Origin of the sequence: Plantimonas leprariae (assembly GCF_008802405.1) — a bacterium.
Lineage (GTDB): Bacteria > Pseudomonadota > Alphaproteobacteria > Rhizobiales > Rhizobiaceae > Plantimonas > Plantimonas leprariae.
In genome coordinates, this window is the sequence record NZ_VZDO01000003.1 from 160,764 (window position 1) to 187,240 (window position 26,477).

The 26,477-nt window shown below is 69.1% G+C and carries 22 protein-coding genes; 18 read left to right on the forward strand and 4 right to left on the reverse strand.

Annotated elements, in window-relative coordinates; translation table 11 throughout:
* Positions 1–5: 5 nt before the first annotated feature.
* The 12 genes from F6X38_RS05445 to F6X38_RS05495 all read left to right on the forward strand — a co-directional run bounded on the left by F6X38_RS05445 (position 6) and on the right by F6X38_RS05495 (position 12,044).
* Positions 6–464 carry a phage tail protein gene (locus tag F6X38_RS05445; protein ID WP_150968580.1) on the forward strand — a complete coding sequence of 153 codons (459 nt, stop codon included), beginning with the start codon at positions 6–8 and terminating at the stop codon, positions 462–464.
* A gap of 968 nt (positions 465–1,432) precedes the next feature.
* Complete coding sequence (locus tag F6X38_RS24075; protein ID WP_281353050.1) at positions 1,433–1,567, forward strand: hypothetical protein; 135 nt, start codon at positions 1,433–1,435, stop codon at positions 1,565–1,567.
* On the forward strand, positions 1,555–2,349 hold the full coding sequence (locus tag F6X38_RS05455) for a CIS tube protein (protein WP_150968582.1): 795 nt from the start codon (positions 1,555–1,557) through the stop codon (positions 2,347–2,349). The genes F6X38_RS24075 and F6X38_RS05455 overlap by 13 nt, the downstream gene beginning before the upstream one ends.
* On the forward strand, positions 2,346–3,842 hold the full coding sequence (locus F6X38_RS05460; RefSeq protein WP_150968584.1) for a phage baseplate assembly protein V: 1,497 nt from the start codon (positions 2,346–2,348) through the stop codon (positions 3,840–3,842). Before F6X38_RS05455 ends, F6X38_RS05460 begins: the two co-directional genes overlap by 4 nt.
* Before the next feature lie 3 nt (positions 3,843–3,845).
* Positions 3,846–4,187: a hypothetical protein gene (locus F6X38_RS05465; RefSeq protein WP_150968585.1), complete on the forward strand. Its 342-nt coding sequence runs from the start codon at positions 3,846–3,848 to the stop codon at positions 4,185–4,187.
* 1 nt (position 4,188) lies between these two features.
* Positions 4,189–4,623 carry a GPW/gp25 family protein gene (locus F6X38_RS05470; protein ID WP_150968586.1) on the forward strand — a complete coding sequence of 145 codons (435 nt, stop codon included), beginning with the start codon at positions 4,189–4,191 and terminating at the stop codon, positions 4,621–4,623.
* A complete protein-coding gene (locus F6X38_RS05475; RefSeq protein ID WP_150968587.1) occupies positions 4,623–7,157 on the forward strand; it encodes a baseplate J/gp47 family protein in 2,535 nt (844 codons plus the stop codon). Before F6X38_RS05470 ends, F6X38_RS05475 begins: the two co-directional genes overlap by 1 nt.
* A 4-nt stretch (positions 7,158–7,161) precedes the next feature.
* Positions 7,162–7,695, forward strand: coding sequence for a phage tail protein (locus tag F6X38_RS23290; RefSeq protein ID WP_161992634.1), 534 nt, complete (start codon positions 7,162–7,164; stop codon positions 7,693–7,695).
* Between the two features lie 49 nt (positions 7,696–7,744).
* The gene (locus tag F6X38_RS05480; protein ID WP_161992635.1) at positions 7,745–8,791 is read left to right on the forward strand and encodes a ceramidase domain-containing protein; all 1,047 of its coding nucleotides are present in this window, start codon (positions 7,745–7,747) and stop codon (positions 8,789–8,791) included.
* A gap of 10 nt (positions 8,792–8,801) precedes the next feature.
* Entirely contained in the window at positions 8,802–10,493 is a 1,692-nt protein-coding gene (locus tag F6X38_RS05485; protein WP_150968589.1) for a PLL family lectin, read from the forward strand.
* A gap of 17 nt (positions 10,494–10,510) precedes the next feature.
* On the forward strand, positions 10,511–11,521 hold the full coding sequence (locus F6X38_RS05490) for a hypothetical protein (RefSeq protein WP_150968591.1): 1,011 nt from the start codon (positions 10,511–10,513) through the stop codon (positions 11,519–11,521).
* Positions 11,522–11,582: 61 nt separating this feature from the next.
* Entirely contained in the window at positions 11,583–12,044 is a 462-nt protein-coding gene (locus F6X38_RS05495; protein WP_150968593.1) for a hypothetical protein, read from the forward strand.
* A 15-nt stretch (positions 12,045–12,059) separates the two neighbouring features.
* Here F6X38_RS05495 and F6X38_RS05500 read toward each other — a convergent pair whose 3' ends face one another.
* The 3 genes from F6X38_RS05500 to F6X38_RS05510 all read right to left on the reverse strand — a co-directional run bounded on the left by F6X38_RS05500 (position 12,060) and on the right by F6X38_RS05510 (position 15,189).
* Positions 12,060–12,746 (reverse strand): hypothetical protein, encoded by a 687-nt coding sequence (locus F6X38_RS05500; protein ID WP_150968595.1) that lies wholly within the window; start codon positions 12,744–12,746, stop codon positions 12,060–12,062.
* A 21-nt stretch (positions 12,747–12,767) separates the two neighbouring features.
* The gene (locus F6X38_RS05505) at positions 12,768–13,457 is read right to left on the reverse strand and encodes a beta/gamma crystallin domain-containing protein (RefSeq protein ID WP_150968597.1); all 690 of its coding nucleotides are present in this window, start codon (positions 13,455–13,457) and stop codon (positions 12,768–12,770) included.
* A gap of 181 nt (positions 13,458–13,638) precedes the next feature.
* Complete coding sequence (locus F6X38_RS05510) at positions 13,639–15,189, reverse strand: trypsin-like serine protease (protein WP_150968599.1); 1,551 nt, start codon at positions 15,187–15,189, stop codon at positions 13,639–13,641.
* A 381-nt stretch (positions 15,190–15,570) separates the two neighbouring features.
* On the opposite strand from F6X38_RS05510, the gene F6X38_RS05515 reads away from it, so the two are divergent.
* The 5 genes from F6X38_RS05515 (at position 15,571) to F6X38_RS23295 (ending at position 23,002) form a co-directional block, all read left to right on the forward strand.
* Positions 15,571–16,539 carry an OmpA family protein gene (locus F6X38_RS05515; protein ID WP_150968601.1) on the forward strand — a complete coding sequence of 323 codons (969 nt, stop codon included), beginning with the start codon at positions 15,571–15,573 and terminating at the stop codon, positions 16,537–16,539.
* Positions 16,540–16,541: 2 nt separating this feature from the next.
* Positions 16,542–18,242 (forward strand): caspase family protein, encoded by a 1,701-nt coding sequence (locus F6X38_RS05520; RefSeq protein WP_150968602.1) that lies wholly within the window; start codon positions 16,542–16,544, stop codon positions 18,240–18,242.
* 354 nt (positions 18,243–18,596) lie between these two features.
* Positions 18,597–19,349: a hypothetical protein gene (locus F6X38_RS05525; protein ID WP_210248877.1), complete on the forward strand. Its 753-nt coding sequence runs from the start codon at positions 18,597–18,599 to the stop codon at positions 19,347–19,349.
* Between the two features lie 15 nt (positions 19,350–19,364).
* On the forward strand, positions 19,365–21,455 hold the full coding sequence (locus F6X38_RS05530; protein ID WP_210248878.1) for a M23 family metallopeptidase: 2,091 nt from the start codon (positions 19,365–19,367) through the stop codon (positions 21,453–21,455).
* Positions 21,452–23,002, forward strand: a complete 1,551-nt coding sequence (locus F6X38_RS23295) for a trypsin-like serine protease (RefSeq protein ID WP_161992637.1) — start codon at positions 21,452–21,454, stop codon at positions 23,000–23,002. Before F6X38_RS05530 ends, F6X38_RS23295 begins: the two co-directional genes overlap by 4 nt.
* 851 nt (positions 23,003–23,853) lie before the next feature.
* Here F6X38_RS23295 and F6X38_RS05540 read toward each other — a convergent pair.
* Positions 23,854–25,650: an SUMF1/EgtB/PvdO family nonheme iron enzyme gene (locus F6X38_RS05540; protein ID WP_150968605.1), complete on the reverse strand. Its 1,797-nt coding sequence runs from the start codon at positions 25,648–25,650 to the stop codon at positions 23,854–23,856.
* A gap of 174 nt (positions 25,651–25,824) precedes the next feature.
* Here F6X38_RS05540 and F6X38_RS05545 point away from each other — a divergent pair, with 174 nt between their 5' ends.
* Positions 25,825–26,313, forward strand: coding sequence for a hypothetical protein (locus F6X38_RS05545; protein WP_150968606.1), 489 nt, complete (start codon positions 25,825–25,827; stop codon positions 26,311–26,313).
* Positions 26,314–26,477: the final 164 nt, after the last annotated feature.

Consider the following 26,477-nt stretch of genomic DNA (forward strand, 5'->3'; position numbering starts at 1 on the left):
CGAGGATGCCCGAAGAGAAAGCCGCCGCCGCGATCGGTCAGGTGACCGATCCCTACCGCAACTTCAACTTCAAGCTCGAGATCCGCGGCTTGATCGAGGGACATTTCACCGGCTGCTCGGGGCTGGGCGCGCGCATCCAGCCGATCCGGTATCGCGAGGGCGGCACGAGCCAGGTGGTGCGCGCGATCCCGGGCCCGGTGGACTATGCCGAGGTGACGCTGAGCTACGGGGTGACCCGGTCGAACGATCTTTGGGACTGGTTCAGCAAGGGCGTCACCGGCCGCGTCGAGCGGCGGAACGTCTCGATCATCCTGCTCGAGCCGAACGGCGTCGACGAGGCGCTGCGCTGGAACCTGATCGACGCCTGGCCGTCGGAATGGAGCGGCGCGCCGCTCGACGCGCTCGGCCGCGAAATCGCGGTCGAGCAGGTGAAGCTCGTCTTCGACAGCGTCGGGCGGGCTTGACGACGATGGCCGTGCTGGCGCGGCTCCTAGTGTCCGCCGTGGCCGTGTTCCGATTTCTGGCCGGCGCGCTCGGCCGGCCGGCGCCCGTGCCGCCATCCGCGGCAGGCGCGAACGCGGCGCTGCGCGAACGCTATCCGGACGCGCCGGACGCCTGGTTCGCCTATGTCGCGGCGCGGCTGGCGGAGAGCGCCGCCGGCCTGCCGGAGCCCGAAGACCGGCAAGACGCGGTCGAGCCGGAGCGGGACGGGTCGCCCGAAGTCCGGCGCGAGCCGGCATCGCCGGGCGATGCGGCGCGCCCGCCGCCTTCCGTTTCGCCAAGGCCGTCCTGGGCGGAAGCCGCGGCGGCGCGGGAAAGGATGCCGGCTCCGGCATTCGCGCCGCGCCCGCCCGCGCTCGAAGGGCGGCGGGCCGCGTTCCCCGATCACCCGGCGCGTCCGGCCGGCCGGCCCTTCGTTCGGCTCCCCGCCGCGCCCGGCCGGCCCGGGACGCTGCCGGATCCCGCTCCGTTGACCGCCATCGCCGGGAATCCCGCCTCGCCGTGGTCGAGCGTCCGGCCGGCACGGTCCGGGCGCCCGCGGATCGTCACCTCGCCGCCGAAACAAGCGTCCGCCGAGGCTCCGCCACTGGACGTTTCGCCGCGGCTCCCGACCGGATTGCCGCGGGAGCCGGGGGGCGAACCGGCACGGCAGGCGTCGTCCCGGTCACCCCACGCATCCGCGCGGAAGCCCGGGGCTTCCCCGCGCTCGCCGCTCGCCGTCGTTGCTCCCGCCCAAGGCACGCCGCGCGCCGCCGCGCCGCCGCCGCCGATCGGGACACGAGCATGGACCGCGCCGGCCGGTCGGTCGGCATCGCTTCCGGCACCGGCGGAGCGCCCTGTTCTCCACGTCGGCGAAAGGGCGGAGAAGCCCGGATGGACAGGCTTCGTGCCGCCCGGCTCGGCGCCGCATCGTCCGCTTTCGGTTGTCGGGATGCGCGACTTCCCTGCCGATCGCTGGCCGAGCCTGCCGGAGCCCGACGCGCTCGACGAGCGGCCGCCCGCGGACGACGGCGAGCGGCTGGCCCGGATCGCCCGCGACCAGGTGGAGCGGTCATGGAACGGATAGCCTTTCTGGTCGAAAAGACCGGCGAGCAGATCTTCTGCCTGCTCAATCCGGAAACGGTCGTCGTGCGGCGAAGCGCCGGGCTCCGCGGGCGGCGGCTCGCCTCCGGCGCGGTCACCGGACTGGCGCTTACCGACGATCCGCTGATCGCGACCGGCGGCGGGACGACGGAGATCGACCTCGACCTCCTTTTCGATATCGATCTCGACCAGGACCTGAAGCGGCGGGCGGCTGAAGCCGCGACCGACGCCTCGGTCGCCGCGCCGCCCTTCGACCTGGAACTGGCGGATGTGCGCAATCTCACCCGACCCGTCTGGAACCTCGCCGAGAACGGGGAAGGGTTCGACGGCTTCGGCGCGCCGCCGGCCGTGCGGCTGATCTGGGGTCGCGCCTGGAACATTCCGGGCGTCGTGATCAGCGTCGCCGAGAAGTTCGAGCGCTTCGCGCCGGACGGGCGGCCGCAACGCTCCTGGCTGAGGCTCAGGCTGCGGCGCGTCGACAGCGAGAAGGCGGCTTCGCCCGCGCCCTTGTCGGCCACCACGCAGTTCGAGCTGCCGCTGCCGGATGCGGTCGGTCGCGACGGCGAGGCGCGGTCGACGGGCGTTACCCTGATGCCGGACGAGTTCGGCATACCGAGCCCGCGGATCGACGAAATCGTCGCAGGCCATTACGGCGACCTCGGACCGCTGGCGGCGGTCCTCGCCTTCAACGAGATCGAGGACCCGCTCAACGTCGCGGAAGGACAGGTGCTGATCCTGCCGGAGTTTCCGGTGGCGCTGCCGTGAGCGCCGCCGCGCTCGCCATCCAGGTCGATCAGGCGCCGCTGGCCACCGATCTCGCGCGGCTGGTCACCGCGGTTCTCGTCAGGCAGGAACTCGCCGCGCCAGCGCTCGCCGAGATCGATTTCCTTGTGGCCGATCCGGCGCTTTTCCGGGTTTTCCGGATCGGCGCGGCGCTGTCGATCGCCGTCGGATCGGCCGGAACGCCGATCTTCGAGGGCGAGGTCACGGCGCTGTCGCATCTCTACGGGCCGGGGCACGCCCTCGCCTTCCGCATCCGCGCCTACGACCGGCTGCAGCGGCTGCGGAAAAGCTTCCGGCCGCGCCTGCTGCAGGACGTCTCGGCGGTCGATCTCGCCGCGAGCCTCGCCGCCGACCTCGGGCTGTCGGCGCGCGCCACCACCGATCCGCCGCGACGCCCGGCCCTCGTCCAGCACGAGCAGAGCGACTTCGACCTGCTTGCCGATCTGGCCGCCGAGGCCGGGCTCTACCCGGTGCTCCGCGACGGGACGCTGCTGCTCGTCGCCCTCGACGGCGAGGGCGCGGAGATCCCGCTGACCTTCGGGCGCGAACTGATCGAGCTGGTCGCGACGGTTTCCAACGACCGCAACCAGCGCGGCTCGGTCGCCGCGTCCTGGAACGCGACAGCGGCGAGCGCCGCGACGAAGACCGTGACGCTGTCCCGCCAGGACGCGCAGGAGTTCCGCGACACGTCGCCGAACGAAGGCGCGAACGGGCATCGCCAGAGCCTCAACCGGCTCGCGGAAGGCGAGGCAGAGACGGAAGCGCTCGCCGCCGCCGAGTTCGACCGGGCGGTCGCCGCCGCGGCGTCCATCCGCGCGACCGTTCTCGGCGATCCGGCGCTCTGCCCCGGGCGGCCGGTGTCGCTGCTCGGGGTGGCGGAGCCCGTCGCCGGCCGCTACGTGCCGAGCGCCGTCACGCACAAGGTGAGCGCCGACGCGGGCTACCTCACCGAGCTTTCATCCGATCCTCCGGCGCGAAGGAGCCGTCCGCGCCAGCCGGCGGCGACGCTCGGCGTCGTGACGGATACGGCCGATCCGGAGCATCGCGGCCGGGCGCGCGTCGCCTTTCCGGCGCTCGGCGGGACGGACTCGCCCTGGATGCAGGTGGTGACCGCCGGCGCCGGCGAAGGCAGGGGGCTCGCCGCCTTTCCGGAGGTGGACGACAAGGTCCTGGTGCTGATGCCGGACGGCGATCCGGCGCGGGGCATCATCCTCGGCAGCCTCTATGCGGAGGCCGGCCTGCCGCGCGGCTTTCGCGCCGCGCGGCCGCGGCCGTTCATCCTGCGGACCGGCGGCGGCCAGCGGCTGGAGCTCGCGTCGACCGAAGCGACCGCCCGGCTGGCGACCTCGGCCGGGAGCCTGCTCGAACTCATGCCGGGCAGCGCGAGGCTCGCGACCGTCTCCGACCTCGTCATCGAGGCGCCGGGACGCACGATCACCTTCCGCGCCAACTTCATCAACTTCGAGCGGGGCTGAGGGATGCTGGTGCTGACCGGGAAAGCGCTTCTCCTCTGCAGCCATGGCGGCGTGGTCGCCATGAAAGCGCGGCAGGAGTGGGTGAGGATCGGCGCGGTTCCGGTTCTCGTCGACGACGACCCGCGCGGCCGGACGATCGCCGCCTGCCCGATGCTGACGCCGACGACGCCGCCCTGCCGTCATACGACGGGCGTCGACGACCGAAGCTACTCGAAGTTCGTCGCGATCGACGGACGGCGACTTTGCCTCGATACGACGGCCGGCAGCACCGACTGGAGCCAGGGCGCCACCGGCCGCTACAGCGTCGCCAAGCCCGGCCAGGATATCGTGACGTGCGGGGCCTAGCATGATCAGCGGCTGGCGCTTCCTCAATCTGGGTGCGGGAGCGGAAACGGGCTCGGTGTTCGCCGCGGGTCCGTTCCCCGTCGCTTCCGGCGGGATCGCGACGGTCACCGGCGACGATGCGATCCGGCAGGCCATCGTGATGCTGCTCTCGACGCGACCCGGCGAGCGGGTGATTCGACCGGATTACGGCTGCCCGCTCAACCGGCTGGTCTTTCTCGGCAACGACGCGACGACGGCGGGGCTTGCGATCCATTACGTCGGCCAGGCGCTGCGCCGCTTCGAGCCGCGGATCGACGTCGTCAGGCTCGCGGCCGGCCGCTCCGCGCTGGATGCGTCGGGCAGCGTGCTGGAGATCCGGCTCGACTACCGGGTCCGCACCACCCAGCGGCGCGAAACGCTGACGATGAGTCTCGATCTGATGTCGGAGGGCGGCTGATGCCCCTCCCCCTCCCGTCCCTCGACGATCGCACCTCCGAAGGCCTGAAGCTCGAGGCTCTCGATCTCATCAAGAAGCGGAGCCCCGCCTGGAACGATTTCTCGCCCGGCGATCCCGGTGTCATCCTGCTGGAACTCTTCGCCTTCCTGACGCAGACCATGCTCCACCGCCTCAACCGCGTGCCGGAGAAGGTGCATGTCGCGCTCCTGAACCTGCTCGGCGTGTCGCCCCTGCCGCCTGCCGCCGCGGTCGTCACGCTTGCGTTCTCGCGGGAGGAGGAGCGGGTCGGCAAGGCCGTGACGATTCCTGCCGGCACGAAGGTGAGCGACACGTCGAACGCCGTCACCTTCGAGACCGTTGCCGATCTCACGCTCGCAACCGGCGCCACCTCGGGGACCGTGACCGCGATCCATGCGGAATCCGTCGTCGCGGAACCTGTCGGCAGCGGCACCGCGCTGCCGGCGCAATCGGTCCGGCTCCGCCGGGCGCCCGTGATCCGCGACCTGCCGGATCGCCCGGCGCTCGTCGTCGCCGTCGAGGAGGACGATGTCGCGCTGACGCCGGAACTCACCGCCACCGACGTCGACGGCAAGGCCTTCGTGCGCTGGCGGGAGGTGACCTCCTTTCTGGATCGGGCGGAGAGCGACCGGGTCTACGCGGTCGACCGGACGACCGGCACGATCACCTTCGCGCCGCTCGGGGGCAGCGGCGCGGCGACGCTCGCCGCCGTGCCGGGCAAGGGGCGGACGATTCGCGCCTGGTATTCGGTCGGCGGCGGACGGGCCGGCAACGTGCTGCCGGAGAAGCTGACGGTGATGAAGCCCCCGATCCCGGGTCTCTCGGTCACCAATCCCGGCCAAGCGACGGGTGGCGAGGACGGCGAGACGCTCGATCAGGCGATCGCCCGCGGGCGCGAGGCGGTGCAGGTCGTGGCTAGCGCCGTCACCGCCCGCGACTTCGAGCGCGTGGCGCTGATGGCGGGCGGCATCGCGCGGGCACGAGCGCAGGCGCAGCGCGAGCTCTGGAGCTTCGGCGAGCCGGGCGTGGTGGAAGTCGCGGTCGTCCCGGCGATCGGCCCGGGCGCGCGGCCGGACCTCGCAACGCTCGGCGCGCACCAGACGCCACATCTCGTCGAGCGGGTGGAGGCGGCGCTCGCCCGCCACAAGCCGATCGGCGTGCGCACGCTCGCGCGCTACACGCGCCTGCGCCCCGTCTCGATCATCGCGCGGATCGTCGTCTCCGCGCTGGAGGATCCCGCCGCCGTCGAGGCGCGGATCGCGGCGCGGCTCGACAGGCTTCTCGATCCGACGCGGGGTTGGCCGTTCGGCAAGACGCTGCGCGCCTCGAACGTCTACGACGAGATCCTCGCCGAGCCCGGCATCCGCTATGCCGAGCGCCTCGCCTTCCGGATCGACGAGGGGCCGGAGCGGAGCGTTTCCGACCTGATGCGCGACCCGACGCAGCCGCGCACCTTCTACGCGGCGGCGGACCGGAAGCTCTTTCGCTCCCTCGACCACGGCGAGAGTTGGACGGCGGTGCTGAGCGAAGCGGACGAGGACGTGACCACGATCCGCGCCAACCCCGAGCGGCCGGGCTTCCTGATGGCCCTGTCGGCGGCGCAAGGGGCCGATTCCGTCAGCGTCAAGGTGTCGGTCGACGGCGGCGAGCGCTGGACGGTGGCCGAGGCGATCCAGAACGAGAGGATCTACGATGTCGCGAGCCTCGAGGCCGGAAGCCGGACGACCCTCCTCTATGCCGGGCGGAAAGGCCTGCACCTCCTCGACTTCGGCAGCCAGCAGGTGTCGCTGCTCGTCACAGAGGTCGGCCCGGACGGCAAGGAGAGCCTGAAGGAGGGGCTCTATTCGGTGGCGGCGCAACGGCATGCGATCGGCATCGCCATGGTGGCGATCGCCCGGCGCGAGAAGCGCGGCGTCCTGATCTCGCGCCAGGGCGGCGGACCGGAGAGCTTCGAGCCGGTGCCGGGCGCGGAAGGGCGGGACGTGCGCCGCCTCCTGTTCGACCGCGAGGGCGAGCGCACCTGGCTCTACGCGATCCTCGCCGCCGAAAGCGGCGCCGACGGCGAGGGGGTGATCCGCATCGAGGCGCGGGCCGACGGCATCGATCCCGCCGGCTGGCAGCCGGTCGGGCGCGCCTGGAACGGCGGCAGCTGCACGGGACTCGCGATCGGCAGGAACCTCATCGCCGCCTCCTCCAACCGCGCCGGCATCCTGACGCTCGATACGACGCGCGTCGATGCCGACTGGCTGCCCTCGGCGCTCGCCTCCGGCCTGCCGATCACGGAGGAACGCAAGGTGCTGGCGCCGCTCGCCGGGGTGGCGCTGTCCGCCGACTCGGCCCTGACGCTCGCCGCCAGCACGGAGGGCATCTACGCCCGGCCTTTCGCGACCGCCCGCTTCGAGCCGACGGGCCGGACGATCTATGCCGACCGCGCGCCGCTGCCGCCGAATGCGCTCTACTGCGCCGGCGAGCACGAACTGACGGTGGTCGGCGAAAACGACCTGCCGGAGGAGTAGCCGCTTGGAGCTTCGCGCCATCGCCCGCCTGCTGCCGGAAGCCGTCCAGGCCGGGATCACGCCCGGCAGCGTGCTCGAAACGATCCTCGCCGTGATCCAGTCGCATCTGAGGCCGGCGGAGGCGGTCATCGCCGATCTCGACCGCTGGTTCGATCCGCGCCGGGCGCCGGAGCCTTTCGTGCGGATGCTCGCCGGCTGGCTGGGGCTCGACCCGATCCTCGCCGGGGACGAGGAGGCGGGCTCGACGCGCGCGGCGACGATCGACACGGGGGCGCTCCGCGAACTCGTCGCCGCCGCCGCGGGCTTCGCGCGGGCCCGTGGCACGGTCGAGACGATGATCGGCCTCCTCGAAACCGCGACCGCGACACGGGGCTTCCGGATCGTCGAGAACCCTCCCGATGCCGCCGGCCGGGCACGGCCCTTCCACATCCGCATCGAGGTGCCGAAGGCCGCGGACCGGCACCGCGCGCTCGTCGAGCGGATCGTCTCGGTCGCCAAGCCCGCCTTCGTCACCGCCGAAATCGGCCCCGCCCCATAGGATTCGCTCGCGAGACCTTGTCCATGAGACCTGCCGGAGACATGCGATCATGATCGGCTACGCACCCGACCGCCGGAACGCCTGGACCGTGGGCGTCGCGGCGAGCTTCGCCCTGTTCTTCGGGTTCCTCGTCGTCATGGCGATGTTCCACAGGTCCGCGACGGTCTACGGGACGGAGATCGTCGACCTTGCCGCGGTCCACGGCGACCAGTGCGAGCGGCCGGCCAGCCAGGGTTGGCTCGCCGAGGCGCAGAACACGCTCTCCAATGTCGCGTATGCGCTGGCGGGTGCGTTGATCCTGCTGCGCGGCCGCTCCTGGGCGGCGATGCTGCTCGGCGGCAATCTCGCGATCCTTGCCATCATGAGCGGGCTCTACCACGCGACGCTCGCCTACGACCTGCAGATTCTCGACATCATCTGGGTCTACGCCGCGCTGCTCTCGCTCTCCGTCTATGCCGCCTTCGTGCAGACGCGGACGCCGTCCTTCATCTGGCTGCCCTGGTGGACGTGGCTCGCCTTCGGGCTCGTCTGGATCGCGACGGCGATCGCCGTCATGCTCGCCGGATACGGATTCCTCTCGGTCACCGGCATGGCGCTGCTCACCGCCTTCATGGCGGTCGCGACGCTCCTGGCCTTCGTCTCCAGGGATTTCGACTGGCTCGGCTGGGTGGTCGGCGGGCTTCTCGCCGTCGCCATCCCGTTCTTCGGCTACATGATACGAAAGCCGCTCAAGTGGGACTCCGACGCGGTCTTCGCGATCCTCGCCGTGCTCCTCGTCCTGCAGATGCTCATGGTGTTCGTGGCCAACCGGCCGCTCGGCGGCAAGCTCGTCTGGGAACTCCTCATCATCGGCGGGGCGCTGGGCCTCGGGCTGCTTTTCCGGCTTTCGGACGGCTACGCCAAGGGTGGCGGCTCGGTCGCCGAGAAGTGGATGTGCGCGCCCGACTCCCCCTTCCAGCCGCATGCCTGGTGGCATGTCCTCAGCGCCGCGGCGCTGCTTCTGAGCTACGATCTCCTCGCGCAGGTGAACCGCCGCAACCGGGCGAGCGGCGACCTGCCGGCGGTGCTGGCCGACCCCGAACCCGAGAAAGCCTGAAGAGGCGCCGATGCCGAGCTTCGAATTCGCCGACTGCCCGACCCGCCTGCAGCTGACGGCGACGCCCGCCGGCGACGCGCAGGAGGGCAAACTCGCCTGCTCGGTGAGGAGCATCGTGCCCCGCAAGGTCGCCGGACGCGTCACGGTCGAGCCGGAGGGCGACGCGAAGCCGGACTGGTTCCGGATCGCCGGCGCGCCCTCGACGAACCCGCGCGAGATCGAGCTCACCTTCGAGCCGAATGCCGCGCTCAGCTTCGAGATCGAGGCGAGGGTTCCGGCCGGCACGCCGCCGCAGGCGGGGAGTTTCCGGCTCGAGGTCATCTCCGAGAAGGACACCGACACGGACTTCGTCCGCGGTCCGGCGGTGAGCTTCGAGATACAGCCCTGGAGCGAGAAGCCGAAGCCCGCGCCGAGGGCGCCGTGGCGGGCCCTGGCGGTCATCGCCGCCGTGGTGGTCGCGATGATCGGCGGCATCGGCTGGGCGCTTCTTCCGTCGTCGCCCGGCAGCCCCACCGAATTCGTCGGCATGGAGGCGACGAAGGCCCTCGAAGCGGCCAGGGCAGCGATGTTTTCGAACCCCGCCGCCGTCGCGGGTCCGGCGGCAGGAGCGAAGCCCGGCACGGTGACGTCGGTCGCCCTCGCCGGCAACGGCGACCTGACGCTCTACGTCGAGCCCGGCACCCGCATCGTCTCGACGCCGGCCGCGGTGTCGGCCGCGCCGGGCGAGATCGATCTCTTCGCGGTCGGGGCCGACCGGCAGATCTATCGCAAGCATTACGACGGGACGGCCTGGGCGCCGGCCTACGACTGGGAGGCGCTCGGCGGCTGGGCGATCAGCCCGGTGGCCGCAACCGCCGCGAACGGCACGATCGACGTCGTGGCGATCGGGCACGACAAGGCGGTCTACCACCGGTTCTTCCGGGCCGCCGGCGAAGCGTCCGCCACGTGGATGCGGATCGCCGGCACCGCGGTCCGACAGCCCTCGCTCGTGCGGCGCGGCGACGAGCTGAACCTCGTCGTCATCGGCACCGATGCCGCCATGTACCGCAAGGCCGGACAGACGGATCTGCCGCCGGGGGGCGACTGGGCGGCCCTCAGCGGCAAGTTCACGAGCCCGCCGGCCACGGTGAGCTGGGGGCCGTCGCGGATCGACATGTTCGGTCTCGGCTTCGATTCCAGCCTCTACATCCGTTACATCGACGGCGCTGCGGACGCCGGCGGCTGGACGAGTCTCGGCGGCGTCTTCTCCTCGCCGGTGACGGTGGCGAGTTCGGGGCTGGGCCGACTGGACTTGGCCGGGATCGGCATGGACGGCGCCGCCTATTTCAAGCGCTACGACGGCAGCAACTGGGTGCCGAATCTCACCGACTGGACCCGGCTCGGCGGCGAATTCGTCGATCAGCCCGTGCTCGTCTCGCGCGCGCCCGGCAAGCTCGATCTCTTCGGCGTGGGGACCAACGGGCAGATGGTTCGCAAGAGCGGCGACGAGAGCGGCGCCTGGTCCCCTTCCGGAACCGACTGGCAGGTACTCGGCGGCAGCTTCGTCGGCATTCCCGCCGCCGTCGCCTCCGGACCGGACCGGGTCGACGTGTTCGGACTTTCGGCCGACGGCACCGTCTACCAGAAGACGATTTCCGGAGGCGCCATGACGCCGGACGGGGACGGCTGGTCCCGGATCGACGGACTTTCGACCGAGCGTTGAACTAGGGAGGACGCGCCATGCCGACATTCGAATTCGCCGACTGCCCGACCCGGCTCGACCTGCCCCAGGCGTCGACCGGCGAACAGACCGGCTCCGTCACCTGTACGGTGCGCAACACGCAAGGGGGGCGGCAGGCGGGACGGATCAGGGTGAAGCCGGAAGGCGAGGCGAAACCGGAATGGTTTTCGATCGCCGGTGCGCCCCCCACTTCGCCGCTCGAACTCGAACAGGAGTTCGCGGCCGGAAGCGCGGCGAGCGTCACCGTCCACCTTCGGGTGCCGGCCGGGGCGCCCGCCGGGCCGCAGACCTTCAAGCTGCTGGTGCTTTCCGAGCAGCAGCCGGACACGGACTTCGCGGTCGGGCCGTCGATCGGCTTCACGGTCGCCGCACCCGCTGTCCCCCCTCCCAAGCCGAAGGTGCCGCGCTGGATCTTCGCGGTGCTCGCCGTCGTGGTGCTGGCGATGATCGGGGGCGCCGCCGCCCTCTTCTGGCCGAAGGGCGCGCTCGATCCGCAGCTCGTGGCCGGCCACAGCCTCGCCGATGCGCAGAAGATCGCAGCCGAAAATGGCTATCCCGACATCGGCAGCCGGCCCGGGGACCCGGCCGGCTACGATCCCGGCACGGTGACGGGGGTGGCCGACGACCCGGACGGCAAGCCGGTGCTGCTGACCGATCCGGGCGTGACGATACCGGCCGGGCTCCGCGGCCAGAACGTCGTGGCGGTCGCGCAGCAGCTCGCCGATATCGGCCTCAGGGTGTCGCCGGGCGAGGCGCACGAAGCCGGGCTCGACAACAACGTGATCGCCTCGGTGGCGCCGCCCGAAGGCACCGTCGTGAAGCTCGGCGAAACGGTGCAGGTCGCCGTCAACCAGAAGCCGGCCGCGAGTGGCGGTGGCGGCGGCGTGGTGGTCGGTCCGGTCGTCAACATCTGCAAGACCAATCCGCAGATCTGCAATCTCCCGATCCGGCAGCAATTCCTGCGGCGCATCGAGCGCAGCACCGCGACGATGAAGCAGCTCGGGCAATGAAGCCGGTCGCGACGCCCGCCGTCGCGGGAGCGCACCCCCGGCACGGGCGGCGGGAGCGGCGATGCGCTGGTTGATCGTCGCGCTTCTCCTGGTCGGCTTCGTTTTCGTCGGCGTCCTCGTGTTCTGGCCGCAGCAGCCGGCGAGCGGAACCCCGCCCGCGGGCTATTCGCCGGAGATGCCGGCCTGGCTTGCCGCCATTCTGCCCGACCCGCCGGCCGCCCGGCCGCGCGCCGCGCCGCCGACGACGCTCGCCGCCGGGCGGCAGTGGAGCGGCCGCTTCTTCGCCGCAGACGGCAAGCTCGGCACCGCCCGCTTCCGCCTCATCGCCGGCGCCGAGCTGAAGGTCGTCGCCCGGGCGCCGGGCGAGGACGAGCAGGTGCTCTGCGTGACCGCCACAGGGATCGCGCCCGGCTGCGAGCATGCTGGCCGGAACGGGCGCGGCAGCATTACGGTCGGCAGGCGCGACGCCGACGTGATCCTGGAGGCGACGCAGGGCGACGTCGCCTTCAGCATCAACGACTAAGGCGCCCCGCCGGCTTCAGACGGCGCTGCGCACGGCCCGCACGATCGCCGGCAGCGAGCCGATGAGGAAGATCAGCGTCCAGACGATGACGACGATCAGCGTGACCAGGCCGCCGATCGCATCCGTGATGCTGACGAGGAAGCCGGGCGGGATCGACTGCAGCAGGCCGAGGACGAAGGTCAAGCCGAGCGAGCAGACAGCGAGCAGCACGAGCCCCTTGTTCTTGAGGAGCGCGAAGCTCGCGCCGAGCAGGAGGCCGAGGCCGACGAGCTTCATCGTCATCGCGAAGCCGAGGATCGCCTTGGCGGTGCCGGTGTCGAAATCGCCCCAGAGGGCGAAATAGGCGATCGTGCCGAAGGGCACCGCCAGCAGGAGGCTCACCATCAGCATGAGGAGCGTGAAGGCGGCGAAGGCGAGCAGGATCGACGCCAGAAGCGCGAAGATCGACAGGACGAGCGTCGCGATCCCCTGCACCCGCGCGAAGACCGCCCGGATGCCGGGGAAATAGTCGACCGCAAGGAAGATCAGCGTATAGACGAAGACGAGATCGAGGCAGGCGAGCGCCGCGATGCCGATGCCGGGCGCGTCCGCATCGCCGTGCGATGGCCTCAGCATGAGGAGCGGGGACGAGAACTCGGCCGCGATCGCGGCCAGGAAGGCGACGATGCCGAGAAGGGTGAAGATCATCGGTCTCAGCGGCATGTCGTCCCCTCGGCCGCGACGCTACCGCCGGCACGCGAGGCGTGCAGCAGCGCGCCCGTTGTCCGCATGGGCCTGGTCGCGCGAAGGCGGCGGCACGCAGACAGTGTCCCCATCGAACGCTTCCCGCCAAACGAAACCTGATTTGCAGTAGTCATCGAAGTTGCCGTTGACCCACCGCTCCACCTTGCGCCGGTTTTCCTCGGCGGTCTGGTCGCGGATCTGCGGGGTGACGCAGACATGGTCGGTCGGAGAAGCTTCCCGCCAGACGAAACCCTGCTCGCAGGTGTCCCGGCCGCTGGAACAGTTGTTGACGGCCGAGCTTTCGCCATCGCAGCGGATGCGCAAGGAGGAGATGCGATCGTTCCAGTCGTCGCCGACATACTGGCTTTGATAGCCGTTCGCGAACACCTTCATCGCGCCTTGAAAGTCCCGATGCTCCCAGGCTTCGACCCGGCAACGGTTGGCGCAAGCGATGGAACTGATTTCATCGTTCCAACTGTCGCCGACATACCTGATCTGTCGACCCAGGTGGATGCTGCCCCGGTCGCCAGCGAAATCCTGGTCTTCGTAGAAATCGCAGGTCTCCGGGGCGACGGCGGGACCGCCCGACGTACCGATCTCGTCTTCGGCACGAACCGGCCGCGCGTCCATGAGGGCTATCGCCGCGGAAATGATCATGAGCGGAATACCGAAGCGAATACCATGCGGCATGTTCGTTTCCCCTGAATGACCCACCGCTCGTCGAAAGCGGCATTCCTTGCGAATGTTACTTACGGTACCCCGGGCATGAGAGAGTCGCTTCGGCAGGTTACGCCTGATTCCGACTTCGCGGAAGACCGGCGGTCCTTCGCCGCTCAAGAACGTTTTCTACGCCGGGCACGACTTCGGCAATTTACGGGACGATCCGATATTCGAGCCTCGCGGTCGCGCGATCCGTCGGCTCGACGCTCACGAGGTCGAAATCGCGCGTGCTCCGCTCACGCTCGGTCAGTTCGTCGACGAGCGCGGCGAGTTGATCGCTCCCGATCGTCGCGCCGTCGCTGTAGCGTTTCAGGAGATCGTCCGCCTTCACCCGGTCCGGCAGCACCATCGCGATCAGCCAGTTTCGGCCGGTCGGGGGCGTGACCTTGAAGCGATAGCCCTGATCGCGCATCGCGGGCGAGGGGATCGTGAGCGTTTCTCCCGCCTCGATACGGGCGGAGGACGCGCCGCCAGGCGCGCTCATCACCTTCGAGGGGTAGATCTGATAGGCCCTGCCGTCGCTGTCCTGGTTGAACAGGGTGAGCGAACCGGACACCGACGAGACGACCGTCATCTCGATGGAACTGCCGAGCCTGACGACCGGGCCCTGCACGATGTCCACGTCCAGCTGCGCGAGTTCGCCGGGCCTCGCCGCGGTGCCGGCTCCGGCGATCAGGGTCCCCGTCGCCGCGACCGTCGCGCGCAACGGCTTCGGCGGGTCGACGGCTGCCGGATCGACGAAGCGCGCATCGGGAACGTTTCGAGCGATCCAGGACTGAAAGTTGGCGACCGATGCGTAGACGCCCGGGTAGCCCTTTCGCCCGCAGCCGGTCCCCCAGCTGACCACGCCGACCTGAACCGGAGCGCTGTTCCCCGGCACCCGCATGAACAACGGTCCCCCGCTATCGCCCTGGCAGGCATCGCGCCCGCCCTCGTCCGCGCCGGCGCAGAAGCTCGCGTCGCCGATCCGGTTCGATCCGTAGACCGCGGCACATGTCTCCGTGGAAACGATCGGAACGTCGGCCTGCAGCAGATCGCGGGAGCTCTCGCCGCCTTCCGAGGTCAGACCGTACCCGACCACCGTCGCGGCTCTCGGCGGCACGACGAGCGAAGGGAACGCGCTCCGGCCGAGCAGCAGCTGACGCGGCGCGCTCGCCGGCGAGCCGAGGTGCAGGAGGGCCAGATCGTTGAGCATCGTCTCGGCGACATAAGCTTCGTGGGGGAGGATCCGGTCGACGGCGATGTCCTTGCCGCCCTTGCCGAGATCCCGCGTACCCTCCCGCACGAAGAAGGCGACGGAGCCGTCCTCTCGGGCGAGCTTTTGCATCGCAGCCGCGCAATGGGCGGCCGTCAGCACCCAACGCTTGTCGATCAGCGTCCCGCCGCAGAAGTTCCGGGTCTCGTATCGTCCGCCCGTCCGGAAGATGGCGACCATGCTTCTCCATTGACCGGGCTTCGCACGCCGCCCGCCCATGACGCGGGTATCGGCGAAACTGCGGGACCGAACGATGTCGTCGATCGTGGGGGCGTGATCGGGCCGCGGCGCCAGCAGGTCGCCGCCGGACGATCGATCGGCACCCTGCGCGCAAACGGCACCGGTCGAAAGCGATGCGATAGTGCAGAGCGCCGCCGATGCCGCCCGACCGCGCCACGCCGACTGCCGCCTTGCCGCGGATCGGGACGATGATCGATCGCATGTCATCGGAAAGTCTCCGGCAAACGGATGGGCACGACACGATCGCACGACGCGAGCGGAGGCGGTTCCGCGAGGCGTTTCGCCGAGCACGAAAAACGAGACGCGCGACAACGGTAGCGAAAGGCGACCAGAATCTTCGCTTCCGGAACGCTACCTCTCCCTCCCTGCCGTATATTTCGCCGGAAACATCGTCGACTTCACTTTTCGGCGAAACGACGACCATGATCTTGAAGTCGAATTTCGACAACGCCGAAGACAATGGACGAGGGCGATTTCGTCTGCCAACCTGACTCGACGCGGAGCGGCAATCGGCTTCCGCCTTTTCTTCGTTCGACGCAATTCTTGCCGGCATCCCGATAGCAGGTTCGACTGTTCGGAGGGAAAGCGATGGACCGTTCGGCCCTTGCCGCGCTCGGCCTTCTGGTCTCGGCGAGCGGTCAGGGAGCCTGTCTCGCCGCCGATTGCCGCTCGTCGCTGGCGGAACTCCGCGCCGCCCTCGAAACGGCCGATCCGTCCGTTGCCGCCGCGAAGCTTGCCGCGCTCGATCCGTGCGGCGCGGCCTACGTACGGCAAGGGCAACTGGCGGTCGCGATGCTTTACGTCCGGCAGGCATCCCCACTGACTGGGAACGAAGCGCGGCGGCCGGAATATCGGATGCTCGTCGAGAAGGCGGCGGCGTACCATGCGAGCTGGGAGGCGTCCTGGCGACTTGCGGAACTCCAGCGCACGGCGCGCGACTACCGCGAGGCGGCAACGAGCTTCCAGGAGGCGATCGACCTTCTCGCGACGGATTCGTCCGGCTCGTCGACCGCCGAGGCTCGAAAGCGGCGGGACGAAGCGGCGACCTTCCTGATGCGGAGCGCCGACGAGATGCGTTCGCTTGCCGCCGGCTCTCCGGACGGCGTCCGGAACGGCGAGTTCGTGGCGGCATCGACGGACAGGCGCGACGGCAGTTTCGCCGGCGTCTACAACGCCGCCTTCGAGCGCGGGCTGTCGGCGGAAAAGGTCCCCGCACCCATCACGTTCCTGTTCGATTCCGACCGGTTCGACGACGTGGGCCGGAAGGCCGCCGCCGAGATCGTCGAGCTTTTCAAGGCGCGCCGCCCGAGCCGCATCCATGTCGTCGGCTACACGGACCAGAAGGGAACAGCCGAATACAATGTCGCCCTTTCGCTGCGCCGGGCTCGCGCGGTGCAGGCGTTGCTGCAGGCCGAACTGTCGCGCGCCGGCATCGACGCCGCGATCAGCAGCGAGGGGAGAGGCAAGGTCCGACGCCAACTGTCGGATCCCTCCATCTACAGCGCGGAGCAGATCGATCAGCTCGACCGGCGCGTCGAATTCGACTGGAGTCGCTGACGATGGCCGGATCCCGGCGGATGAAGATGCTTGCCGTTCGGATCATCCCGGCTCTCACCCTGGGAATTGCCGGCGCCCTTGCCGCGCCGGCGCCATCGCAGGCGGCCAGGCGCGGCCTGATCGTCGGCATCGACGCCTACAAGGAGATCCGCCGGCTGAAAGGAGCGGTCAACGACGCCGACGATCTGTCCGGCGTCTTGAGGAGCCAGGGGTTCGACGATCTCGTCGTCCTGGAGGATGCGCGGGCCACGCGGGCCGCTCTGACGGACGCGCTCGGCGGCCTCGTCGAACGGGCGCGGCCGGGAGACTGGATCTTCATCAGTTTCGCCGGGCACGGCACGAGCGAGCGCTGGGGTTCGAGCCATCCCGCGGATGCCAGGGAAGGCGAACCTTACGAGTCGTTCCTGCTCGCCGGCTTCGCCCCGCCATCGCAGGACATCACGACGGCCGCCGATCGCGCGGCTTTCGGCGAGCGCATCCTTGGGCGGGAGATGCGCGCATGGCTGAAACGGCTCGACGACAAGGGAGCCCGCGTCATCTTCGTCGCCGACAGCTGCTATGCCGGAGGTATGACGCGCAAGGTCGTTCCCGGCACCGCGCCTCCGTCCTATCGGCAGATCCCGCCCTTTCCGACGCCGCCGGATAGGGCCGACCCGCTGCTGCCGGCGCTGATCGAACTGCCGCCGGATGCCGACTCGCAGTTCGACCATTTGCGGCTCATGCCGAACGTTACCTTTCTGGCAGCGGTCGATCGACAGAACCTCGCTCCCGAATTCGAGATTCCGGCAGGCTCGGGCACGCGGCGCGGCGCTCTCTCCTATTCCGTCGCACGGGCGCTGGCCGGGGAAGCCGACGCCGATAGGGACGGTCGGATCACCCGGCAGGAACTGTATCTTTTCGTGAGCGCCAGCGTGCGCCAGATCAGCCAGCATCGGCAGTTGCCCGAACTGCAGCCGACCTTCGGCGAGGATTCCGGCAAGGCCGTCGTCGCATCCCTGAAGGACGAGCCGATCCCGTCGCCGCCGATGTCGCAGCACGACGGGGCGGGAGTCTCGCGGACGGTGCGCGTCTTCGTCGACGGCAGCGGCACCGTTCCCTTTTCGGCGGGCAGTCCCGGACCGGCCGTCATGGAGAGGGCGGCTTCGCGAGACACCGCCGACTACATCTGGATTCCCGCAACCGGCAAGGTCGTTTCACAGGTCGGAGACGTCGTCGCGGAAGGTGTCGACGCGGCTTCGATGCGCGGCGTCGCAGAACGCGAGATCGCCCGGCGCGAGCTGGTCGAACTGTCGCGGACGCACCCGGTCGACTTCCGTCTGTCGGGTCCGAATGCGGATCACCTCCATCGACAGGGAGAGCGGGTCAGCTTCGAGGTCGAAACGGCGTCCGGCACCGATCAGCATTATCTGGTCTTCAACATCGCCGGCGACGGCACGGTGCAGTTCCTTTATCCGATAAAGCGGGACCTCCGGACGCTTCCGGGCGGCCGGACGCCATTCGAGGCCAGCGAAATCCAGGCCCCTTATGGCTCGGATCTTCTGGTTCTGGTCACGAGCCCGGCTTCGCTCGACCCGCTGATCGATGCCATCCGGGCGATGAGCGGCAGAAGGACGCCCCTCGATGCGGTCGCGGCGATCGAGGCCTTCGGCACGGATGCGCTGCGCATGGCCACCCAAGGCTTGTTCTCGCAGAGCGGGAACTGAACGAAGGCCCGCGAGGCTTCGCCGCCTGTCGTCTCGAACCGGAGGGGACGGCAGGTTCGAGCGCGCGGCCTTCGCTGCGGACCCTTTCGTCCCGTTCGAAAGATGGCGGCACCCCAGGACAGGATTTTCGGCGCCCGCCGAAGCCCCCGAACCTTACTTACCGTCGTTCCGACCCACCACCGTTGTTCATTTCTCAACGTCGCCAGCGGGCGGGATACGACAAGCACCTCAGCAGATGGTGCAAATTGAGGATCGGCACAGGCTGACGCCGATGAAATCTCGCTTGATGGAATACTTTTTCAGGTTGTAAGCATGAGGCGATCTGGCTTCCGACGCAGCTCATAGGAGCTCGAAATGGTCAGTTATCGATTTCCAGGGGCTCTGGTCGCCGCGGGATTGGTCTTTTGCGCATGTCCGACATGGAGCCAGTCGTTCGCGCAGAACGGCCTGGTCGATCCGGGTTGGTCGGATCCCGCTTTCGCCTCGTATCTCGATGCGGCCCGGGCGCGGGGCGCCACCGGGCGGGACCCGTTCGGGGGCACGGTCGAAGCGCCGACCTTCACCCTGCCGGTTCTCGGTCTTCCGGGCGTCGAAGGTGTCGGCGACGCGCAGGAACGCTCGGCATCCGACGGTGCCGCCCTGTCGCGGAACGTACCCGACTGGCCGAGTTGCGCGTCCCCCGACCCGACCGTCGTGACGGTCCCCGAATCGCCGGCCCGGTCCGCCGGCGCCCCGGCGGGAAGCTGGTATACGCGCACCTTCGACTTCGGCTGCGTGATGGTCACCCTGGAAGGAGATCGCAACGACGGGGGAGCGGCCTTCGCCGATCGCTCCAGCCCGGAAAGCGGAACGGCCGACGTGTCGATCTTCGACGAAAATGCCGGCGAGGGGATGAATGCGGAGGGTCGCTCCACCGTCGAGGGTCCGCTGGGCCTGACGAGTCCGGGCTCGGCGAACATCGGCCTCGTTCTGGGCAACCTGACCTACGGCGTGACGATCGATTGCGTCGTGCCGGAAAGCTACGCGTATTGCAGGAATACGGAGGGGCTCAGACAGTTCGCGAAGAAACTCGCGGTGGTCGGAGGCGCGCCGTCGAAGGAACAATGAAGCGGGGGTATGGCGGTGAAATGCTTTCTTCTTGCTCTCTTTGCTGTCCTGTCGATCTCGGCCCGTGCCGAAGACCTCTCCTATTTTCCGCCCGGCGATATCCTGCCGTCGAATACGAGCGGCATCCGGCAGCGCACCGTCACGTTCCCGGACTGGACCTTCCCGATCAAGATCGGCACCACGACGGGACAGCGCGCCTATATCGGCACCCAGCTCTCGCAGTACCATAAGCTGAAATGGGCCAACGATCCTCGCCTGTTCGCTTATCCCCACCGCGACAACCAGTGCGAACCGCGCCAGTGGAAGCTCAACGCCTGTCCCGGAGGCAAGGGACACCAGGGGGTCGACATCCGGGCCACCGACAATCGCGACAAGTTCTGGGAGGTCGTCGCGGTCGAGGACGGCGTCGTTTCGATCCTGACGAGGAACACGACGGTCGGGATCCGGAACGGCGTGCACACCGTGCGCTACCTTCACATGGATCCGGCCTCGATCGCCGCCGCCGGCATCAAGCTCAACGCCGCCGTGCGCAAGGGGCAGGTGCTCGGCAAGGTCTCGAACGTGATGAACGGGTCGAAATCGACCTCGATCCACCTGCACTTCGATGCCTACAGCGGCGTCGCTTCGGCCGGCAACTTCTTCCATGTCTATCCGAGCCTGATCGCCGCCTATCGGCGCGGCTGGGGAATGGACGACGGCATCAGGAACGGCGAGCTCGTGCCGGATCCCGTCCACGAGACGCGGGTCGGAGCCGCGCCGGCTGCGGCCAAGCCCCCTGCGCAGGCGCCTGCGGCGGAGAAATGCGCAGGCGTCGCGGTCGCCTCGCCCCTACCGAGCGCGGCCGACATGACGATCTCGAGCTACTGGCTGTACAACTGCTCGGTGCTGGCGCTCGTGGCGGATACGGCGACCGGCGCCCGCTCCCTCTTCTACTACCAGCCGACGGTCGAGCTGGCCGACCTGGTCGCCAGCAACCCGGTGCTGTTTTCCGGCACGGTGAGCTCGGGCATCTATGCCGGGGAAGCGAAGGTCTACAGCGGCAGTTGCGGCACGCTCGGCTACGCCGTCTCGGGACCGGTCCAGTCGATCGATGGCCAGCCCGTCATAACCCTGCGCGGCGATCGTCCGACGCGCAACAGCAGATGCGAGACGACCGGCACGTCCGCCGATACGCTTACCTTGACGTATCTCGGCACCTCCGCTCCAGCCCTCAAGCTGCCGCCGATCACGGCTGTCGCGCCCTCGCAGCCGGCCACCGGCACGCGCACGACCCTTTCCGAGCAGAGCCGCAACTTCCTCGCGATCACCTTCTACCCGGCAGCCGACGGCTCGCCGCCGCGTCTCCTGCCTTATTTCAGCAACTTCCCCGGCCTCTCGCCGGAGGAGGGCCCGCGCGACAGCAGGAACGGCGTCATCCCCCGCCTCAAGACGGACGAGGCCGGCGTCGCGATCTCGTGGGTATGGTTGCGCAAGCGCGCCCTTTACACCGACGGCCTCGCGCTGACGCCGCGCCAGGTCGCCCACAGCATGGCCGGAGTCGAGCCGAGCATGTGCGACACCGCCGACATCAACCCGACCGCCGCGGCGTTGCGCAATTTCGGTGTCGCGACGGCGGTCGATGCCTGCGCGCGCGTCGCCGCCTACCTGCGCGGCTATATCGGGTTCGCCAACGGGCGCAACTTCGCGAGCGACTACTTCGGCCGCAACGTCGGCATCGACGAAACGCTGAACCTGGCCGTCGAGGCGGATGCGTTCAACTGGATGCGGACGATGTACAGCCACGAGTCCGGGAAAGCCGCGGTGGTCGACGCGGCCACGTTCGGACGCGGCATACGTTTCGGCGAGGACTACATCGCCGCCTATTACGACAACCGGCCGGATGCGTTGCATCCCCTCGCCTACTACAGCGATCCTTGCAATTTCGGCCAGCCGAACTGCGGGACGTCGTCTGTCGAACCGCAGCAACCGATCGCAGCGAGCAGCCCGGTTGCCGCGAACTCCGGCCCGGCGGGAACGGCGTCGAGCCCGGAAACGCTCGAGAGCCTTACGCGCGCCGTACGCGATCTCGAAGCACGCCTCGCTCGCTTGGAGGCCCGCCCGCGATGACCGCCGCATCCCTGCCCAAAGCGCCGCGAACGGTCTTCGTCGCGGCTTTCGTCGTCCTCCTGCTCACCGCGTGGCAGGCCGCGGCGCAGGTGATCCCGAGGATCGTCGGCGCGGAGCCGGCCAAGGCGGACAAGTGGCCGGGCCTCGCGGTGTTGCGCCTGACGGTTCAGAACGGCGACGTGTTCGTCGCCCAATGCGGCGCCACCGCGTTGAACGCCCATTGGGTCCTGACCGCGGCGCACTGCGTCGCGCCGCTGACCGCCACCGCGCCGTACCGCTACAGCAAATCGACGACGGCGGACGGCGTGGCGCTCGCCGGCGCGACGCTGGACATCGTGCCGGGGGCCGATCGTTTCAGCCAGGCGGCCGCCGGAAGCGGTCTCAAGGTGGAGCGGATCGTCGTTCCGCCTGAATATCAGGCAGCAGACAAGGGACGCGACATCGCGCTGATCCGCCTGGCGGACGCGACGCCGTGGCGCGGATCGACCATGCAGCTTTCCGCCGGCGCGGCCACCGATCCGGCGACATCCGGCGACGGCTCCCTCGTCGCGGTCGCGGGGTACGGGATCGCCGACATGAGGGAGCGGATGAAGCTCGCGACGGAGGACGACGTCAAGGTTCTCGTTCCCTCGAACCAGCTTCGCTTTGCCGGCGTGCCGACCCTCAGCGAAGCGGCGTGCCGCGCCATGTGGGCGCAGGCGTCGCAGCCCGCCGAGATCGGCCCGGACCGCATCTGCGCCGGTACGCCCGGCCGCGATTCGTGCAACGGCGACAGCGGCGGTCCCCTCGTCAAGTATGACAGTGCCGGCAAACCCTATCAGGTCGGCATCGTGAGCTTCGGCAGCGTCAATTGCGGCGAGGCCGTCTTCTACGGCGGCGTCTACACCCGCGTTTCGCACTACTACGACTGGATCGTCTCCGTGACGGGACCGGTCGCGAGCGCCGGCGCCGCGCCCGAGGCGGCCGCGCTTCGCGCCGGTGAGATCGAAAGCCTGACGGGCGAATTGCGCAAGCTCGTCGTCGACAACGCGGATGTAGGCCCGCTGCCGTTCACGGTGGCGCCGCGCGGCGGCGGTCCGGAAATCTCCGACGGCGCCGGGATAGCCATCGGAGCGCGCTTCGCCTTTCGCATCGCCCCGCCCGACGAGGGCAAACTCCTTTTCGTGGAAATCAATCCCGAAGGAGCCGTCACGCAGCTGTTTCCCAACCAGCTCTCCTCCGGCGGCGACGAAAACGTCGTCGCCCGCAAGACATACAGCGTTCCCGAGCCGCAGCGGGGTTACTTCGAAGTGCGCCCGCCGAAAGGGCGTCACGTCGTTCTGGCCATGCTCGTCCCGAAAGGCATGAACTTCGAGGAGATCAGCCACCCGCAGATGATGGTGGAACGCGCCGCAGGCTACTCGAAGGCGCAACAATCCATCACGTATCTCGCGGCTCTCGTGACGAGCATTCACGCCTATCTCGAATTGGGCTCGACGGAGCGCGACTTCTTCGCGGTCGGGCCCGAACGGATGTTCGCGACCCTGCAGACCTTCGAGGTGAAGTGACGAGCGCCGACTGAACGGGTCGCATCGGCTCCCGGTCGTTGCGGCCGCCTGCGCCGACGCCGGTTCTCTTCACGGGTCGGCGACCGCTCGGGACTCGCGCTCGCGATCGGCAGCCGGATCATCGAAGCTCGGCGCAGTTTGTTTCGCCGGCCGGCCACGATCGCACTGCCGGTCGCGATGCCCGACGAGGACCGCACCGCTCGGCGAAACGAGCGCGCCGCTTCGCTCCGACCGAGCCCCCGAAGGCTTCGGCCGGCCGGATTGGACGCGTTCGTTCGTCGGCCGGTGCGTCGCTAGACGAACGTACCGCGCACCGGAATGCCGTTTATGTTCGCGCCCCCGATGGACCCTCGGTCGGACGTGCGTCCTTCCACGGCCTTGCAGATCGCCTCCGCGATCCTGGAGGCGGAATCCAGGGTCTTCGAAGCGACGATGTCCTGCACGGTCTCGGGAGTTGGCCGGAACCTGCATGCCTCGATGGTCAGCCCCACGATCCCGTCGGCGGCGCCTGATTTGGAGGTTGTCTGACAACCTCCCAAGAAGGAGCAGAACAGTCCCAGGATTACGATGGATCCATTCGGTCGCCGCATCACGAGCCCTCCGGTAAATGCCTGTCAGCTGAACAAATTCGAGCCTTCAACGACGCGGTTCACCACGCGGCGAGGCAACCTACCGCAACGGCACAGACCTCGCTTCTTCGACTCGAAAGATTTGTCATATTTCGAGCCGCAATACTATACCTGGAATCCTACCGCCCGCCCTGTCGGGAGTACCGGTTTCGACCGATGCATGACGGGCTTGCCGGGCAGGATCGAAGCGGCCGGTGGAGTGGGTGGAGCGATCCGGCGGCATCAGGGCAGCGTCCGGGCGAGGCGAAAGCTGATGTTGTTGTCTTTGTCGCCGGCATCGCTCCGCGCGCGGGCGCTCGAACGCGTTCCGGCCGGGTCGCTGATCCAGGAACCGCCGCGGATGATCCGTTCGGAGCATTGACGATCCGCCACGGCGACCGCCTCCGTCGCTCCCGAATAATCGTCCGTCCAGCAGTCGGCGACCCATTGCCAGACGTTGCCGATCATGTCCCCGAAGCCCCAGGGATTCGCGGCCAGACTGCCGACCGGCGAGGTGTGGACGAAGCCGTCCGAACAAGGATGCGGCTTCCACGAAACGATCACCGACTTCTCGGCGGCCCGGTCGTAGACATTGGCGAAGGCGCATGCCTTCGCCGCGTCGTCGCCCCAGAAACGCGACGTAGTGGTGCCGGCGCGGGCGGCATATTCCCATTCTGCCTCCGTCGGCAGCCTGTAGTCCTGCCCGGTTCGCGCCGACAGCCAGCGCGCGTAGTCCCGGGCGTCCTGCCAGGTGACGTTGATCACGGGTCTGAGGCCGCGACCCCAGCCGTTGTCGTCCGGTCGCCCGGCGCAACCGGCCGCCGCGACGCATGCCTCCCAGTCGTCGAACGTGATGGGATAGCGCGTCAGCGCGAAGGCCGCGACCTCGACGCGATGGGCCGGCCGCTCGTTGTCGAGCGCGCTCGCGTCCTCGGCGGAAGCGCCCATCACGAAGGAGCCGGCGGGGAGTCGGATGATCTCGGGGCACGTCGGACAATCGCGCGAGGCGGTCGGAGCCGCGGGCGTGCCATTCCCGCTCGGTCTGTCGGCGACTTCCTTCGAAAGGGCTTCGTAGCGTTCGAGCGCGCGCGCCGCGAAGCCGCTGGTCGGGAACCGCCGCAGGAAGATCCTGAAATCCTCCGGTTCGCGGCTGTCCTCGATGGCGTTCCAGAAGGTCTCGTCGAGTTGCTGCGGAATCGGCCCGGCGGGCATTCCGGCGAGATAGACGTCGGCGACGAGCGAGGAATTCTCCCAGGGCGTCTGCCGGCCGGCCGTCGCCGCGAACACGACCTGGCGCGCGCGCGTCAACACCTGCCGGATCTCGAGTCCCGGCATCGGCATGGTGGCGAGCAGCGCCGCGGTGAAGGGGCTGTTCCGCCCGCCGCCCGAACTGCCGTCATCGGCCACGGCGCCGGGACTGGTCGCGAAGGCGATCAGCGTCCCGGTATCCTCGACGTTGAGGCGGGCCAGGCCGCGGCTGGCGGCCGCCGAGCGCGCCCCGCTTTCCGACAGGAAACCCGTGCGGAAGGGATTGTCCCGGCACGCGTCGAGCAGGAGGACGCGGCCCTTCGCCGCCTGCATCGCCCGAAGCAGGGCATCCGCGCTGATCGCCTCATATTCGAGATCGAGCCGATCCGTCAGTTTGGCATCGGTCGGCAGCAACCAGTTTCTGTCGTCGATCTGGACGCCGTGTCCGGCGTAGAAGACGAGAGCGAGATCGGCTCCGGCGGCCTTGCGCCCGAAATCGCGCAGCCGCTCCGTCAGCTCGCGTCGTTCGAGATCCACCGCTTCCACGACGTCGAAGCCGAGGCCGCGCAGCATCGCGGACATGGCGGCCGCATCCCTGGGCGGATTGATCAACTGAGTGATGTTCTCGTAGGCGCCGTTGCCGATAACGAGCGCCACCCGGCGTTCCGCCGCGGCCGCCTGGCTCGAAAGGCCGAGCAGGCACGCGAAGACGATGAGCAGACCGACGAGCGGGATACGCGGATCGCGCCCGGCTGCGAGTGGATCGGCGCGCGACAGACGGGGTCGTCCCATGGAGAACCGGGCCTCTGCGGAACTCGGGCAGGCAGACGAAGATCGGACGGCAATACCATCCTGACTTGCAAGTTACGCTCCGTTACCATACCCATCAAGTGTGGATACGCTGCGGCTCGCCCGGCAGATCCGGCGTCCTTCCGATTCCATCTCCCGATCAGACAGGGTTCAAGGATGGACGAACCGCTCGCTGCGCCGCCGGTCTCGTCACCCAGCCCGCGCGCGGTCGCGCTGCTCGACCGGCTGCGCCGGGGAGCGCTTCGCCTGTCGACGATGTTGCCGTTCGATGCCGGAAGCGAAGAGGACGGCCCCGCTTTGTTCGAACCGGATCCGCGGGCAAGAGTCGCGCTCGTCACGCATTTCGATGCGACGAGCGACAGCCTCGGGACCGTGGTGGCGGATACGCGGAACCTTCGGGCCGTCTTCGACAGGGTCGTCTACGTCACCGATCATCCGGAATTCGCGGTCCTGCGGCTGCACGGCTGCATCTTCGAGTTCGTTCCGCCGCGCGAGCAGCAGGTGCTGTTCGACCGCACGGCTCCCTGGGGTGATTTCCTGGCGGATCGCCGCGCGCTGCTGGTTGCGAAATGGCGGCCGAGATCCGTCATCGCCTTCGGGACGTCCTTCGACGAGATCATCGAGCGGGCGCGGAAGGATCTCTGACGCCGGCCGAGCGCGCGACTTCCTCTGAGGAAGGCGTGCTCTGCGAGCGGCGACACGAGATCGGGATCGTGTTCCGCCGCCGCCAGGAGCGGGGTCGCGTCGCAACGCGCCGCCATCGCTGCGCCGACACTTGGTTTTCTACTGTCCGGATCGCCGCAACCGCA

Coding starts and splice junctions, on each gene's coding strand:
- F6X38_RS05525 (WP_210248877.1), top strand. CDS start 18,597: ATGGTCAGTTATCGATTTCCAGGGGCTCTGGTCGCCGCGGGATTGGTC.
- F6X38_RS05480 (WP_161992635.1), top strand. CDS start 7,745: ATGATCGGCTACGCACCCGACCGCCGGAACGCCTGGACCGTGGGCGTC.
- F6X38_RS05510 (WP_150968599.1), bottom strand. CDS start 15,189: ATGACATGCGATCGATCATCGTCCCGATCCGCGGCAAGGCGGCAGTCG.
- F6X38_RS23295 (WP_161992637.1), top strand. CDS start 21,452: ATGACCGCCGCATCCCTGCCCAAAGCGCCGCGAACGGTCTTCGTCGCG.
- F6X38_RS05520 (WP_150968602.1), top strand. CDS start 16,542: ATGGCCGGATCCCGGCGGATGAAGATGCTTGCCGTTCGGATCATCCCG.
- F6X38_RS05545 (WP_150968606.1), top strand. CDS start 25,825: ATGGACGAACCGCTCGCTGCGCCGCCGGTCTCGTCACCCAGCCCGCGC.
- F6X38_RS05455 (WP_150968582.1), top strand. CDS start 1,555: ATGGAACGGATAGCCTTTCTGGTCGAAAAGACCGGCGAGCAGATCTTC.
- F6X38_RS05505 (WP_150968597.1), bottom strand. CDS start 13,457: ATGCCGCATGGTATTCGCTTCGGTATTCCGCTCATGATCATTTCCGCG.
- F6X38_RS24075 (WP_281353050.1), top strand. CDS start 1,433: ATGCGCGACTTCCCTGCCGATCGCTGGCCGAGCCTGCCGGAGCCCGAC.
- F6X38_RS05470 (WP_150968586.1), top strand. CDS start 4,189: ATGATCAGCGGCTGGCGCTTCCTCAATCTGGGTGCGGGAGCGGAAACG.
- F6X38_RS05445 (WP_150968580.1), top strand. CDS start 6: ATGCCCGAAGAGAAAGCCGCCGCCGCGATCGGTCAGGTGACCGATCCC.
- F6X38_RS05540 (WP_150968605.1), bottom strand. CDS start 25,650: ATGGGACGACCCCGTCTGTCGCGCGCCGATCCACTCGCAGCCGGGCGC.
- F6X38_RS05490 (WP_150968591.1), top strand. CDS start 10,511: ATGCCGACATTCGAATTCGCCGACTGCCCGACCCGGCTCGACCTGCCC.
- F6X38_RS05495 (WP_150968593.1), top strand. CDS start 11,583: ATGCGCTGGTTGATCGTCGCGCTTCTCCTGGTCGGCTTCGTTTTCGTC.
- F6X38_RS05465 (WP_150968585.1), top strand. CDS start 3,846: ATGCTGGTGCTGACCGGGAAAGCGCTTCTCCTCTGCAGCCATGGCGGC.
- F6X38_RS05475 (WP_150968587.1), top strand. CDS start 4,623: ATGCCCCTCCCCCTCCCGTCCCTCGACGATCGCACCTCCGAAGGCCTG.
- F6X38_RS05485 (WP_150968589.1), top strand. CDS start 8,802: ATGCCGAGCTTCGAATTCGCCGACTGCCCGACCCGCCTGCAGCTGACG.
- F6X38_RS05500 (WP_150968595.1), bottom strand. CDS start 12,746: ATGCCGCTGAGACCGATGATCTTCACCCTTCTCGGCATCGTCGCCTTC.
- F6X38_RS05515 (WP_150968601.1), top strand. CDS start 15,571: ATGGACCGTTCGGCCCTTGCCGCGCTCGGCCTTCTGGTCTCGGCGAGC.